Here is a 14,128-nt window from a genome sequence, read left to right as displayed (position 1 = left end):
ACACCCGCCCTGCTCACGCAGCGGCCGCCGCGTCGCGTATCAACTGGCCGAGCGTTTCGATTGCCGCTTCATGTGCCGTGTCGAACACCCGCGTGCAGGCAAGCCGGATATACGCGTCGAAGCGGTCGGAATTCGAGAAGATCGCGCCTGGCGCGATCCTTACCCCGCGTGCGAGCGCTGCATCGAACAAGGCTTCGGAACGCACGCCGTCCGGCAGCGCGATCCACAGCAGCATGCCGCCGGGCGGCCGGTTCATCCGCGTGCCGGCGGGAAAATGGCGCGCGATCGCATCGATCGTCACATCGCGCTGCACGCGAAGCTGTTCGCGAAACCGGTGCAGGTGGCGGTCGAACGCACCCGAGCCGACGAATTCGGCCGCGACGGCCTGCAGCAACGCGGCGTTGTGCCGGCTTTGCGCGAACTTGAGCATCTTCACGCGCGCGTGCCAGCGGCCCGCGCTCATCCAGCCGAGCCGCATTCCGGGCGCCAGCACCTTGTTGAGCGACGGGCAATAGATCACCGTGCCGTCACGGTCCCATGCCTTCACGGGTTTCACCGCGTGCGGCGCTTCCACGAGTTCGCGATACGGCTCGTCCTCGATCACGGCCACGCCGTGACGCGAGCACAGCGCGACCAGCGCGGCCTTGCGTTCGTCGGGCATCACGCTGCCGAGCGGGTTCTGCAGATTCGGCACGACGACCACGGCCCGAATATCCGGGTACGCGGACAGCGCCACGTCGAGCGCTTCGATCGACAACCCGGTCGTCGGGCTGGCCGGAATCTCGAGCGCGCGCAGGCCGAGGCTTTCGAGCAGCTGGATCAAGCCGAAAAAGGCCGGCGATTCGATCGCGATCGTGTCGCCGGGGCGCGCCACCGCGCGCAACGCGAGATTCACGGCATCGACGCCGCCGCTCGTCGACATCACGTCGTCCGGCGACACGGTCACGCCGTACGACAGCGCGCGTTTGGCCATCGTCTGCCGGAATTCGGCCGAGCCGCCAACCGGCCCCGCGTCGGTCAGCAGCGTAGGCTTGCGCCGCAGCAGCCGGATCGCCAGCGCCTGCAAGCGCTCGGCCGGGTACACCGTCGCCAGCGCGGATGCGCCACCGAGATTCAGCGCGTCGGGCATCGCGTTCGCACGATCGATCACGCGCGACACGCGTTCGTGCAGCCCCGCGAACGGCGGCTCGACGCTCAGCGGCTGCCCGTCGCCTTCCGGCAGCGTGTCGAGTGCGGCCGCCGCGCGCCGGCGCACGAAGTAGCCCGAGCGCGGCCTGGCTTCGCACCAGCCCGTATCCTCGAGCCGCCGGAAGGCCTGGGTCGCGGTCGACAGGCTCACGCCGTGCTGCGCCATGAACGCACGCACGGACGGCATCCGGTCGCCGGGCGACAGCGTGCCGGCCGCAATGATGCGGCGGTAATGCTCGGCGAGCCGTTCGTAAAGCGGCTCGCCGGCCATCGGCAAAGTCATGCGGGATGGATCGGTGATGGGCGTCATGCGGGCCATCCTGCCCGCGCGCCCGGGCGCACGCCAGATACAGATTCCGGGGAAACCCACCGATACAGCAGCATGAAATCGCCGTCTGCACCGTAACAGATACCCGTCCCCTGAATCTGTCCTGCCCGCACGCGTTTCCTTAACCTGATTGCACGCTGTCGCCCTGCCATCGCCGGGCCGCGCAACCGGGAAAAGGACACGCCATGCGGACGCACGACATCCGGCTCGACGCCGGGCAAAGCCACTTTGCGTGGTTCGACAAGGGCAGCCGCGTCATCGTGCTCGACGGCGCGCTCGCGGTGACGTTACGTCACGGCGGGCTCGACTGGCTGCCCGATGCGCCGCAATACGTTCGCCGCGTGCTCGACGAGGGCGAATGCCTGACGATCGAGACGGCCGGTCACGTGGCATTGTCCGCCGGCGATGCCGGGCCGGTTGCCGCGACCGTCGCGGCGCCCGTGGCCAGGCCCGACGTGTTCGCGGTGTGGCGTGCGTGGCTGCATCGGGCATCCGCGCGGCTGCTCGGCGAGCGGCATGTGCGCGAGCAGTCCTGACGCAGCGGCTACACGCCGTCGCCGGTGTCGCCACGCGATCACCGTGTCGCTCCACCCGGCGACGAACTCGTGCCCGGCCGCGCGACGGCTACACACCGTCGCCGTTGTCGCCGCACGATCACCGTGTCGCTCCCCCGGCGACGCGTTCGAACCCGGCCGGCGCCCTCGCTGAGCCGGGCCGATTCGGCCACGCCGACAACCTCGGCCGCAGCAGCCGCGCGTTGCTACCGCACCTTCCGCGCGCGCTCGATCCATTCGAACAATGCCATCCCGGCCAGCATCGCGCCGACGAACGCGATGCCCTTCACCGACCCGAGCCCGATCGACACGATCGCCGGCCCCGGGCAGAACCCGGCAAGCCCCCAGCCGATGCCGAACACGGCGCTGCCGGCGACGAGGCGCACGGTAATCGTCCGCACGGCCGGCCACTGGATCGGCAGGCCGAGCAACGACCGCGTCCGGTGCTTCGCCCATGCGAACGCGAACACGGTGACGCCGATCGCGCCGGCCATCACGAATGCGAGCGACGGATCCCAGCGGCCAGCCAGGTCGAGAAAGCCGAGCACCTTCTGCGGGTTGGCCAGCCCCGACACGATGAGGCCGACGCCGAACACCAGCCCCGCCAGAAACGCGAATCCTGCCTGCATGTCAGCCCCCGAGCACGTGCCGTTGCACGAATACGGTCGCGAAGCCCGCGACCATGAACACCGCCGTCGCGACGATCGAGCGCGTCGCGCCGCGCGACAGCCCACAGACGCCGTGACCGCTCGTGCATCCGCCCGCATAGCGCGTGCCGATGCCGACCAGCAGGCCGGCCGCCAGCAACTCGCCCCAGCCTGCATCGACCTGCGGCGTCACGGCGGCACCGGCGACACGCATCAGCAGCGGCGCGGCGATCAGCCCGGCGACGAACGCGGCACGCCAGCCGCGCTCCGCCGCACCGGCCGTGAACAGGCTGCCGACGATGCCGCTGATTCCGGCGATCCGCCCGTTGAACGCCATGAGCCACGCGGCTGCAAGCCCGATCAGCACGCCGCCGGCAAGCGACAGCCACGGCGTGAAATGAAGCGCATCAAGCTGCATCGCGCGCCCCCTTCGCGGCCGGGCCGCAGAACTGTTCGTACAGCACGCCCATCACCGCGATCGCAGCCGGGCTGTCGAGCGAGTAGTGGATGTTCTTGCCTTCGCGGCGCGTGCGGACGAGCGCGTTGTCCCGCAACACGCCGAGCTGCTGCGACAGTGTCGGCTGGCGAATATCGAGCCGCGCCTCGAGATCGCTCACGCACCGTTCGCCCTGCGACAGTTCGCACAGCAGCAGCAACCGGTCGGGATTGGACAGCACCTTGAGCAGCGCGCACGCCGATTCAGCGGCGGCGCGCATCTGATCGGGCTCGGGCAGCCCAGTGGAAGGGTCGGCGTTCATGAGGGCGATCGCATTCGATTAACGAATCGATATTATATACATTTATATATCGTTGGTTCGTACTTTCGGTCGGCAACATCATAAAAAGGGAAGGCGCCGTCTGCGACGCCAGCCCCTGCCTCCGCTACGCCTGCTCGCCGGCAAGCGCATCGGCTGCCGCCGCGCGCTTCTCGCCGGCCCGTACCGCGCCCAGCACCAGCACCGCGATCCCGGCGATCACGCACGGCACCGCGACGAATGCGAAGGCGATCGGCAACGGCAGCCCCGTCGCGAGCATCGCCCCGCCCGCCATCGAGCCGACGACCGACCCGCCGCGGCCGATCCCGTTCGCCCAGCTCACGCCCGTGGTCCGGCACTCGGTCGGGTAGAACGCGGCCGACAGCGCGTTCGCGCCGACCTGCGAGCCCGACACGCAGAAGCCCGCGGCGAACACGACCAGCGCGGCGCCCGCCGGCGACGCGGCCAGCACGCCGATCGCCGCGACGAACACGCCGGCCGCCGCATAGCTGCATGCGAGCACGCGATGCGGATCGAAGCGGTCCATCAGCCCGCCGAGCACGATCGCGCCGAGCGTGCCGCCGACCTGGAACATCGCGGTCACGCGCGCGGCCGTCTGCAACGTCGCGCCGGTCGTGCGCAACAGCGTCGGCAGCCAGCTCGACAACAGGTAGATGACGAGCAGGCTCATGAAGAACGTGAGCCACAGCAGCAGCGTGCCGCGCAGCAGGTCGGCGCCGAACAGGCGGCCGAGCGGCGAACCGGCCGGCTTGCCGCGTGGTGCGATGAACGACGCGTGCGCGAGATGCGGGTCCGGTGCGATGCGTGCGAGCATCGCCGCGATCCGTTCGCGCGCCGCGCCGGTGTTGACGAGGTAGCGCACCGATTCGGGCAAGCGCCATGCGAGCACCGGCAGAAGCAGCAGCGGCGCGGCACCGCCGACGACGAGCACGGCGCGCCAGCCGTCGCGTTCGATCAGCGACGCGGCCGCGAGTCCGCCGAGCGCGGAGCCGATCGTGAAGCCGCAGAACATCGTCGTCACGAGCAGCGAGCGCCGCCGCGCGGGGCAATACTCGGACGTCAGCGTGATCGCGTTCGGCATCGCGCCGCCGAGCCCGAGGCCCGTCACGAAGCGCCACGCGATCAGTTCGGTCAGACCGGCCGCGCTCGCCGACGCCGCACTCGCGATGCCGAAACACGCGACACAGGCAAGCAGCAGGCGCTTGCGGCCGAACCGGTCGCCGAACGGCCCGAACACGAGCGCACCGGCCATCAGCCCGGCGAGCCCGGCGCCGAACACCGGCGCGAGCTGCGCGGGCGACAGGCCCCATTCCGCGCGAATGACGGGGGCGATGAACCCGATCGATGCCGTGTCGAAACCGTCGATCGCGACGATCAGGAAGCACAACACGACGATCGCGGCCTGAAACGGCGCAACGCGATGCCGGTCGATCCATTCGCTGACGTCGATGGACAGCGTATCGGCCATGATGATGTCTCCTCCATGAAGGCGGTCGCGCGCGATGTCGTTGAAATGCGCGCCGCCGGATGCAAACCGAAATGCGTCAGGCAACGGATTTCAGGCAATCCTGCGCGCGCCAGCCGTGCAGCCAGTCGAGCGAATCGTAGAACTGCGCCTGCGTGCGTCCGACCCACAGCGCGTTGCGCACCTGCCGCTCGACGCCCTTCGCGTGATAGATCCGCCCCATCTCGCGCGCCGAATACAGCACGCGCGCGGTTCGCGGAATCCGCACGCGCTCGTACAGCGCGAACGCGGCCGCGAAGTCGCCATCGGTCTGCGCGACGGCCGCGCCGAGCGTCACCGCATCCTCGAGCGCCTGGCACGCGCCCTGCGCGAGGTATTGCGTCATCGGATGGGCAGCGTCGCCGAGCACCGTCGCGCGGCCCGCGCTCCAGCGCTCGACCGGGTCGCGGTCGGCGGTCGCCCAGCGCTTCCACGACGTCGGCCGGTCGAGCATCTGCTTCGGCAGCGGATGGATGCCGTCGAAGTACGACAGCACTTCCTCCTTGCTGCCGTCGCGCACGCCCCAGGTTTCCTGCTCGCGGCTGTGGAACGTGACGACGAGGTTGTACTGCCGGCCGCCGCGCAGCGGATAGTGGACGAGATGGCAATGCGGGCCGGCCCAGACGACCGGCGCATTGATCTGCAGATCCTTCGGCATGTTGTCGACGTCGACGACTGCGCGATACACGACGTGCCCCGTCACGCGATGCGCGTCGCCGATCAGCGCGTGACGGATCGCGGACTTCACGCCGTCGCAGCCGATCACCGCATCGGCGCGATAGCGCTCGCCGTGCTGATCGGTCACGGTCACGCCGTGGCCGTCCTGCTCGAACCCGCACACCTGCGTGCTGGTGCGGAACTCGATCAGCGGATGATCCTTGACCGCCTCGTAGATCGACAGGTGGATGTCCGCGCGATGGATCACCGCGTACGGGTTACCGAAGCGCTCGCGATACGCGGCGCCCGTATCGATGCACGCGACTTCCCGCGCATCGACCGCATCCATCAGTTGCAGCCGGTCGGTAAACACCGCCCGGCCGCGCGCGGCCTCGCCGACGCCCAGCGCGTCGAGCGCGTTGAACGCGTTCGCGGCGAGCTGGATGCCCGCGCCGATCTCGCCGATTTGCGCGGCCTGCTCGAGCAGCTTCACGCGAATGCCCTGGCGCGCGAGCGCCAGCGCCGTCGCGAGCCCGCCGATGCCGCCGCCGATCACGAGTACGCGTCGGCCTGTGTTGTGTGTCTCGCCCATGTCTGTCTCCTGCTTCGTGTTACGCGATGTAGTCCGGTTGCCGCTGCGGCTGCGCTGCGTCGAATGCCGGCTCGCGCCGCGCGTGTTCGTGAATCGCCAGGCTGCGTGGATACGCGCTCAGGTCGCAATCCATCCGCAGCGCGTTCGCGACCTGCGGCACGAGGCATACGTCGGCGAGCGTCGGCGCCTCGCCGAAACACCACGGGCCCGTGTCCGCGCGCGCGAGCAGACGCTCGACGCCGGCCATCCCTTCCGCGACCCAGTGCCGGTACCACGCACTCTTCTGCTGCGGCGTGACCTGCAGTTCGCTGTCGAGGTAGCGCAGCACCCGCAGGTTGTTGACCGGGTGGATATCGCATGCGATCAGCGTCGCGAGTTCCAGCACGCGTGCGCGCTGCCGCGGTTCAAGCGGAATCAGCCGCGGCGCCGGATGAATCCGGTCGAGGTAGTCGATGATCGCGAGCGACTGGCCGAGACGAAAATCGCCGTCGACCAGCGCCGGCACCGACGCCGACGGATTCACCTGCGCGACGTAGCCGGCGTCGCGGTGCTCGCCCGTGCGGATGTTCACGGGCAGCGTGTCGTACGGCAGTCCTTTCAGCGCGAGCGCGATGCGCACCCGATAGGACGTCGAACTGTTGAAGAAGCTATGCAGTTGCACGATGTGACCTTTCGAGGAAAGCGATGAACGCGCGTCAGACGACGCGCACGGCCAGTTCGCCGAGCCGCTCGACGCCGACCTTCATCACGTCGCCCGGCACCACCGCCCCGACGCCTTCCGGCGTGCCGGTGAAGATCACGTCGCCCGGTTCGAGGCGGAAGAACTTCGACAAGTCGGCGACCGTTTCCGCGACCGACCAGATCAGGTGCGACACGTCGCTCTTCTGCTTCGTCGCGCCGTTGACCGTCAGCCACAGGCCGGCCTGCTCGACATGCCCGACTTCGCTCGCCGGATGCACGGGGCCGATCGGCGCGGAACGGTCGAACGCCTTGCCGATTTCCCACGGCCGGCCCATCTCGCGCATCTTCATCTGCAGGTCGCGGCGCGTCATGTCGAGACCGACCGCATAACCCCACACGTGCTCGAGCGCACGCTCGAGCGGAATGTCGGCGCCGCCCTTGCCGATCACCGCGACGAGCTCGGCTTCGTAGTGATAGTTCTGCGTCTGCGACGGATACGCGAGATCGAGCGTTTCGCCGTAGGCGACCGGCACGATCGAATCGGCCGGCTTGCAGAAGAAGAACGGCGGTTCGCGATCGGGATCGAAGCCCATTTCGCGCGCATGCGCCGCGTAGTTGCGGCCGACGCAGTACACGCGGCGCACCGCGAAGCGGGCGTCGCTGCCGGCGACGGGAAGCGCCACCGGCGCTTCGGGCGGGAAAACGTAAGTCATGAACGGCTCCAGCGTAGGCATGAAGGAAGGAACGCGCGCCGCGTCGGCGACGCACGCAACGAAGCGGGGAAAACCGGCGTCAGTCGCGCGCTTCGCGCAGCAGGTTCAGCGCGGACAGCACCGGCCGGTCGGAATAGCTGAACAGCACGCTGTCGGACGACGCCGACAGCCGCACCGGCGCCCACGACGGCGCGACGAAGATGTCGTGCGGCTCGAACGCGAACGCGTCGCCGCCGATGTGCGCGGTGCCGCTGCCTTCGACGACGCAGTAGATCGTCGCGTCGGTGCTGCGATACGTGCGGCCGTCGAAGCCGGCCGGCAGGAACTGCATGAAGGTCGCGATCGTCGGCATCGGCCAGCCGCCCGTCGCGGGGTTCACGTAGCGCAGCTTCACGCCGTCCCACGCGTCGAGCTCGCCGTTGCGGTACAGCGCGTCGAGCGCGTCGCGGGTACGCGCATACGGATAGCTGAACACCGGCGATGTCGGATCGCTCGCGCGATGCCGCACCGGCGCCATGTTGTGGCCGAAGCGCGCGAAGCTGTCGCCTTCCGCGCGGCTCACCGGCTGCTGGGCCGTCGGATGGTTTTCGGCGAAACCCGCGTCGAGGTTCGCGACGAGCGGAATGTCGAGCCCGTCGAGCCACACGACCGGCTCGCCGCCGTCTTCCACCGCCGGGTTGCCGTGGTCGTGCCACGCCCACGACGGCGTGATGATGAAGTCGCCCGGATGCATCGTCGTGCGCTCGCCGTTCACCGCGGTCCATGCGCCCTTGCCTTCGACGATGAAGCGCAGCGCCGACTGCGTATGCCGGTGACTCGGCGCGATCTCGCCGGGCAGGATCAGCTGCAGGCCCGCGTACAGGGTCGGCGTCATGCTCGACTTGCCGGGCAGGCCCGGGTTCTCCAGCACCAGCACGCGGCGCACGGCTTCTTCCGCGCTGATCACGCTGCCGGCCTGCATCACCAGGTCGCGCACCCGCGCGTACTTCCAGATCGCGGCCTGCGCGGCCGGCTGCGGCGTCTTCGGCACGAGGTTGTGCAGCGATTCCCACAACGGCGCGAGGCGCTGCTCGGCGATCCGGGCGTAGTAATCGGCGTGCGACGTGTCCGGGTGTCGGCTGGTCATGATGTCTCCTTGGGGCGGCCGATCGCGGTCGGCGCTGTGTTGGGTCGGGGACCGCGTGCCGCAGTCCGTTAGCGCATTTATATTCGACGCAGACATACCCGGTAAAATGGTGAAATCATCTAATCCATATTGATTCGGATATACCTTCCGATACGGAGCGTGCGATGGACTGGACCCACCGGCTGCGATTACGGCACCTGCAGGTCCTGCTGAGCCTGGCCAGCACGGGCAACCTGAGCCAGTCGGCGGCTGCGCTCGCGACCACCCAGCCGGCGCTGTCGAAATGGCTGAAGGAACTCGAGGAGGATGTCGGCCTGCCGCTGTTCGAGCGGCATGCGCGCGGCTTGCGGCCGACGGCCTACGGCGACGCGCTGATCGAGCATGCGCGCCGCGTGGAGGCGCAGCTCGACGTCGCGCGCGACGACATGGCCGCGCTGCGCGAAGGCGGCAGCGGCCTGGTCACGATCGGCACGTCGGGCGTCGCGGCCGCCGATACGGTGCCGCTCGCGGTATCGCAGTTGCTGAAGCGGATGCCGCGCGCGCAGGTGCGGCTCGCGGAGAGCACGATGAACCAGCTGATGCCGCAGCTCGCGCGCGGCGAGCTGGACATCGTCGTCGGCCGTTCCGGGTCCGCGTCCGTCGATCCGCATCTGCACGCCGAAGCGCTGTATGTCGATCCCGTGGTGTTCGTCGCGCGGCCCGATCACCCGCTCGTCGGCGCGCCATCCGTCGGCTGGGACGAGGTGCTGGCCTGCGCGTGGATCGTCTGGCCGCCCGGCACCCCCGTGCACAACGCGCTACAGGTCGCGCTGACGGCCGCCGGGCGCGTGCAGCCGCCGCATTGCGTCGAATCGAATTCGTCGATCCTGAACCTCACGCTGCTGAACAACACCGACCTGCTCGGCGTCGCATCGCATCGTGCCGCGCGGCGCTTCGAGCAATTGAACGCGATCCGCATCCTGCCGATGCGGCTCGAGGGCCAGGGCGCGGTGTCGATCTACTGGCATCCGGACAGCGCGAAGCGCGCGGCCGTGGCCGCCGCGATCGAGTGCCTGCGTGCCTGTGCGGCGCCGCAGGTGGGCGGATGGGAGAAAGTGAAAGCGGAGTGAGCGACGCAGCGACCCGGCGCGAACCGGGCGCTGCGCCGTGGCGCATCAGGCGCCGTCGCAGGACGCGATGGCGTCCAGCATCAGCGTGCCGACCCGCGCGGGCACGAGCGGCGTGCGCGGCACCGGTGGCGTCCAGCCGAACAGCGCCTGCGCGGCCGCGCCGCACACGCGGCCCTGGCATGCGCCCATCCCGCAGCGCGTCTGCAGCTTCGCGGCCGTCCAGCCCGGCGCAGGCGCGACCACGTCTGCGACCGCGTCGAAGCGCACGTCCTCGCAACGGCACAGCAGCGTGTCGGGCCGCGCGAGCTTGCGGATCGGCTCGCGAATCGCGAAGCGCTCGCGCACCGCATCCGCGAACGCCTGCCAGTGCGCGCGTTGCGCAATCCGCTCGGCCAGCGGCGCCGTCTGCCCGGTGGCCGCGTAGCCGGCGATTTCGCCTTCGACCATCGCCAGTTCGCTGCCGCCGACACCCGTGCATTCGCCCGCCGCGAAACAGCCGTCGCGGCTCGTGCGCTGATGCGCGTCAACCACGACCGCGCCGTTTTCTATCCGGCAGCCGAGGTGGCTCGGCAGCACGGTGTTCGGCACGAGGCCGAAGCCGCACGCGAGCCTGTCGCAGTCGACCTCGAACTCTCGCTCGCCCTGCCGGATCCGCACGCGTTCGAGCCGCTTGTCGCCGAACGCCTCGACGACGCAGGCATTGGGCCGGTAGGCGGCCGTGACGAGCTTCGCGGCCTGCGCGAGTTTCGACGGCCAGCGCCACAGCCCCGCGCCGAAACCGGCCACGTCGCTCCACGCCGCCTGTTCGAGCACGTGCGACACCTGCGCGCCGGCCTGACGGGCCGTCGCCGCGCTCGCGAGCAGCAGCGGGCCGCTGCCGGCGATCACCGTGCGCTGCCCGCGCACGTCGAGGCCATACTTGATCAGGGCCTGCAGGCCGCCCGCGCCGGTCACGCCCGGCAGCGTCCAGCCCGGGAACGGCAGCAGCAGCTCGCGCGCACCGCAACACACGATCAGCGTGTGGAATTCGAGCAGGAAGCCGCGCTCGTCGTCCTCGAGCAGCAGCGTGCCCGGCTGCGTTTCGGCCACGATGCGCGTGGCCGCGAGATGCGTGATGTTCGGCTGACGCAGCACGGCCAGACGTTCCGCCGCGGCCGGCACCGGCGTCGCGGCAGCCGCCTGGCGCCAGATCTGCCCGCCCGCGCGCGGATTGTCGTCGACGATCGCGACCGTCGCGCCGCTTCGTGCGGCGGCCCGCGCCGCCGACAGCCCGGCCGGGCCCGCGCCGACGATCGCGACGTCGACGCTCAGTCGTTCCTGTTTCGCCGTGCTCATCGCGTGCGCTCCACCCGCATCCCGTCGCGGCACAGCGTCTGGCAAGCCAGACGGCGGCGGCCGTCGATCGTCATCCTGCACTCCTGGCAGATGCCCATACCGCAAAACGGCGCGCGCGCCGCACCCGTGCACGACACGCGCGTCGTGTCGTCGCCGCTCGCCGCGACGGCGGCCGCGACGGTCGCACCGTCGGCCACCGTCAGCGCGCGGCCGTCCAGATGAATGATCATGTGAGCCTCCGGCCGGCCGCCCCCGCGGGGGGCGCCTTGCATGGGACCGGGGTAAGCGCTGAAGCGCCAACTCCGGTCGACGGCGAACGAAGTGTGCGTGGGGGTCGTTTCATGTCAGCGCTCCAGCTACGGGGGACGTCGTCAGGAAACGTCCCGGCAAATACGGTTCGATGTCGATGGGCGGCCGCTCGCCGGTCATCAATGCGGCGACGAGCCGCGCACTGCCTGGCGCGGTCGTCACGCCCAGCCCTTCGTGCCCGACCGCGAGCCATACGCCCGGCCGCGCCGGATGTTCGCCGAGCAGCGGCAGGCCGTCGGGGCTCGCGGAACGGAAACCCGTCCATGCGCGAATCCCGTTCAGATCGGCCAGATCGGGCAAATAGCCGGCCGCGCGGCGCAGCATCCGCGCGAGCACCGGCGGCTCGATGCGCGCGTCCTCGGTATCGAACTGGCGCGACGAGCCGATCAGCAGCTGGCCGGTCGGCCGCGGCTGCACGTTGAACGCGACCGACGTGCCGTCGCTCGCATGCGCGCTCGCCGCATAGCCGAGTTCGACGAGCTGGTGCGACACCTGGCCCGGGTAACGATCGGTGATCAGCAGATGCCCCTTCTTCGGGCGCAGCGGCAGCTCGGGCAACAGCGTGCGCGCGGCGACGCCGTTCGCGACGACCACGCGTTCCGCGCGCAGCGTGTCGCCGCTCGCGAGCGTCACGCTCGGACCATCGACCGCCACCGCGCGCTCGCGCCGCAACGTGATGCCCGGCGCGCGCTGCAGCAGCCAGCTCGCGGCGACGGGCGCATAGAGAATCGCGTCGCCGGGGATCTTCAGCGCGCCGCCGAGGCCCGCGCGCAGCATCGGCTCGAGTTGCGCGAGCGTCGCTGCGTCGATCAGTTCGCCCGCGACGCCATGTGCGGCGAGCGTCGCCTGCTTGGTGCGCGCGAGGTCCATCTCGCTGGAATCGGCCGCGAGCCACAGCGTGCCGCAGTTGCGGTACGCGCAGCCTTCCGGCATCTCGCCGGCGAGCGCGCGCCACAGCTCGATCGAGTAATGGCTCAGCGCGAGCTCCGCCGCGTTGTCGTCCATCGCGACGAGGTGCCCCATGCCGGCGCCGGTTGCGCCGCCGCTCGCGTCATCGACGACGAGCACGCGCAGCCCGCGCTGCGCGAGTTCGTGCGCGCACGCCGCGCCGACGATGCCGGCGCCGATCACGACGACGTCGGTCCTGATTTCGCTCACGACACGATGCCCCAGCCGAACGGATCGTCTTCCTCGATCAGCAGCGTCGCTTCCGCGCTCAGGTGCGCGCTGCCGCGGATCGTCGGCACGATGCCGCCGTCGGCCTGCGCATAGCTCGCCTGGAACACGCTGCCGATCACGCTCGCCTGCCGCCACACGACACCCGGCTCGAGCTTGCCGTCGGCCGCGAGGCACGCGAGCTTCGCGCTCGTGCCGGTGCCGCACGGCGAACGGTCGTACGCGTGGCCCGGGCACAGCACGAAGCTGCGGCTGTCGTGCTCGGGATCGTCAGCGAACAGTTCGATATGGTCGATCTCGCCGCCGTTCGCGCCGGTGATGCCCGCGCGCTCGAGCCCCGCGCGCACCGCGGACGAATAGGCGGTAAGCGCCGCAACGTTGTCGCCGGCCACGCGCTGGCCGTGATCGCTGATCAGGAAGAACCAGTTGCCGCCCCACGCGATGTCGCCCTTCACGGGGCCGTAGCCCGGCACGTCGACATCGACGGCCTTCGCGTGGCGATACGCGAGCACGTTGCGCACGCTGACCGACAGGTCGTCGTGCAGCGTCGCCTCCACGGTGCCGACCGGCGTTTCGATCCGGTGCACGCCCGGCTCGATGCGGCCCATGTGATGCAGCGTGCGCACGACGCCGATCGTGCCGTGCCCGCACATCCCGAGATAGCCGCTGTTGTTGAAGAAGATCACGCCGGCCGCCGCTTCCGGCGACACGGGCTCGCACAGCAGCGCGCCGACCAGCACGTCGCTGCCGCGCGGCTCGAGAATGCACGCGGTGCGATAGCGATCATGCTCGCGCGCGAGCACGTCGCGGCGCTCGGCCATCGTGCCGTTGCCGAGCGAGGGGAAACCGGACACGACGAGCCGCGTGGGTTCGCCGCCCGTGTGCGAATCGATGATCTGGATGCGCTTCATCATGAGCCGTCCGATGTGGGGAAAAGAGCATAGCTTCCTCCGTCGCGCGTCCGTCCGCTTGTGGCTTTTCGATAAGGACGGCGACGAAATCGGCACAGTGCGAAGCGCCCTTCGCGGCCCTTCCGGCCACTGTGCCGATTTCGTCATTTTGCTCCGCGATCCGGCTCAAGCGTGATGGGTGTTTGCACGGCGATACTGGTTGCACGTCGACACGCCTGTCGTCGACCGATACGAAGCAGGAGATTGCAGTGAGCCGAAACGCCATCCAGCGGACCGGAGTTTTCCCCGCCCTCAGCAACCGGTTCGCACCGGGCGCTTCCACCGCTTTCGACGCCGCGCACCGCGCCGAACGGAACCGGGCGAACCGCTGACCGCGCTACCGATTTCCCCCCCGGCGGTGCGACGACATCCCCCGTCGCATCGCCGCTTCCGGTCCGGCTTGGCTCGCGCGGGCCGTTCGCTGCAGCGCCAACCCGCGCCGCGCAGGAACGGTCCCCGGCCCGCGCCGGTCGCTCGAACCGG

At 69.9% G+C, this 14,128-nt stretch carries 15 protein-coding genes; 2 read left to right on the top strand and 13 right to left on the bottom strand.

Going from position 1 to position 14,128, the window contains the following annotated elements:
- Positions 1 to 13: 13 nt before the first annotated feature.
- The gene (locus NQV17_RS11875; protein ID WP_257772418.1) at positions 14 to 1,498 is read right to left on the bottom strand and encodes a PLP-dependent aminotransferase family protein; all 1,485 of its coding nucleotides are present in this window, start codon (positions 1,496 to 1,498) and stop codon (positions 14 to 16) included.
- A 203-nt stretch (positions 1,499 to 1,701) separates the two neighbouring features.
- Here NQV17_RS11875 and NQV17_RS11870 point away from each other — a divergent pair, with 203 nt between their 5' ends.
- Complete coding sequence (locus NQV17_RS11870; protein WP_257772417.1) at positions 1,702 to 2,052, top strand: hypothetical protein; 351 nt, start codon at positions 1,702 to 1,704, stop codon at positions 2,050 to 2,052.
- Positions 2,053 to 2,276: 224 nt separating this feature from the next.
- Here NQV17_RS11870 and NQV17_RS11865 read toward each other — a convergent pair whose 3' ends face one another.
- The 8 genes from NQV17_RS11865 to gtdA all read right to left on the bottom strand — a co-directional run bounded on the left by NQV17_RS11865 (position 2,277) and on the right by gtdA (position 8,766).
- Positions 2,277 to 2,699, bottom strand: coding sequence for a DUF6691 family protein (locus NQV17_RS11865; protein WP_257772416.1), 423 nt, complete (start codon positions 2,697 to 2,699; stop codon positions 2,277 to 2,279).
- Position 2,700: 1 nt separating this feature from the next.
- Positions 2,701 to 3,135 (bottom strand): YeeE/YedE family protein, encoded by a 435-nt coding sequence (locus tag NQV17_RS11860; RefSeq protein ID WP_044842894.1) that lies wholly within the window; start codon positions 3,133 to 3,135, stop codon positions 2,701 to 2,703.
- A complete protein-coding gene (locus NQV17_RS11855) occupies positions 3,125 to 3,475 on the bottom strand; it encodes a helix-turn-helix transcriptional regulator (RefSeq protein ID WP_257772415.1) in 351 nt (116 codons plus the stop codon). Before NQV17_RS11855 ends, NQV17_RS11860 begins: the two co-directional genes overlap by 11 nt.
- A 124-nt stretch (positions 3,476 to 3,599) precedes the next feature.
- Positions 3,600 to 4,961, bottom strand: coding sequence for an aromatic acid/H+ symport family MFS transporter (locus NQV17_RS11850; RefSeq protein ID WP_257772414.1), 1,362 nt, complete (start codon positions 4,959 to 4,961; stop codon positions 3,600 to 3,602).
- A 76-nt stretch (positions 4,962 to 5,037) separates the two neighbouring features.
- Complete coding sequence (locus NQV17_RS11845; protein WP_257772413.1) at positions 5,038 to 6,246, bottom strand: 3-hydroxybenzoate 6-monooxygenase; 1,209 nt, start codon at positions 6,244 to 6,246, stop codon at positions 5,038 to 5,040.
- A 19-nt stretch (positions 6,247 to 6,265) separates the two neighbouring features.
- Positions 6,266 to 6,907: a maleylacetoacetate isomerase gene (gene maiA / locus NQV17_RS11840; protein ID WP_257772412.1), complete on the bottom strand. Its 642-nt coding sequence runs from the start codon at positions 6,905 to 6,907 to the stop codon at positions 6,266 to 6,268.
- 34 nt (positions 6,908 to 6,941) lie between these two features.
- Complete coding sequence (locus tag NQV17_RS11835; protein WP_257772411.1) at positions 6,942 to 7,640, bottom strand: fumarylacetoacetate hydrolase family protein; 699 nt, start codon at positions 7,638 to 7,640, stop codon at positions 6,942 to 6,944.
- 79 nt (positions 7,641 to 7,719) lie between these two features.
- A complete protein-coding gene (gene gtdA, locus NQV17_RS11830; protein WP_257772410.1) occupies positions 7,720 to 8,766 on the bottom strand; it encodes a gentisate 1,2-dioxygenase in 1,047 nt (348 codons plus the stop codon).
- 164 nt (positions 8,767 to 8,930) lie between these two features.
- Between gtdA and NQV17_RS11825 the strand changes: the two genes are divergently transcribed.
- Complete coding sequence (locus NQV17_RS11825) at positions 8,931 to 9,875, top strand: LysR family transcriptional regulator (RefSeq protein ID WP_257772409.1); 945 nt, start codon at positions 8,931 to 8,933, stop codon at positions 9,873 to 9,875.
- Between the two features lie 45 nt (positions 9,876 to 9,920).
- On the opposite strand, the gene NQV17_RS11820 is transcribed toward NQV17_RS11825, so the two are convergent.
- From NQV17_RS11820 to NQV17_RS11805, 4 genes are all read right to left on the bottom strand, one after another.
- Positions 9,921 to 11,210 (bottom strand): FAD/NAD(P)-binding oxidoreductase, encoded by a 1,290-nt coding sequence (locus NQV17_RS11820; RefSeq protein WP_257772408.1) that lies wholly within the window; start codon positions 11,208 to 11,210, stop codon positions 9,921 to 9,923.
- Entirely contained in the window at positions 11,207 to 11,440 is a 234-nt protein-coding gene (locus tag NQV17_RS11815) for a 2Fe-2S iron-sulfur cluster-binding protein (protein WP_011658575.1), read from the bottom strand. Before NQV17_RS11815 ends, NQV17_RS11820 begins: the two co-directional genes overlap by 4 nt.
- A gap of 109 nt (positions 11,441 to 11,549) precedes the next feature.
- Complete coding sequence (locus tag NQV17_RS11810) at positions 11,550 to 12,677, bottom strand: FAD-binding oxidoreductase (protein WP_257772407.1); 1,128 nt, start codon at positions 12,675 to 12,677, stop codon at positions 11,550 to 11,552.
- On the bottom strand, positions 12,674 to 13,606 hold the full coding sequence (locus NQV17_RS11805) for a 4-hydroxyproline epimerase (RefSeq protein ID WP_124485087.1): 933 nt from the start codon (positions 13,604 to 13,606) through the stop codon (positions 12,674 to 12,676). Before NQV17_RS11805 ends, NQV17_RS11810 begins: the two co-directional genes overlap by 4 nt.
- Positions 13,607 to 14,128: the final 522 nt, after the last annotated feature.

Origin of the sequence: Burkholderia sp. SCN-KJ, from assembly GCF_024656005.1 — a bacterium.
In the GTDB taxonomy this organism is placed as follows: Bacteria; Pseudomonadota; Gammaproteobacteria; order Burkholderiales; family Burkholderiaceae; genus Burkholderia.
This window is presented reverse-complemented; position numbering and strand designations above follow the sequence as displayed.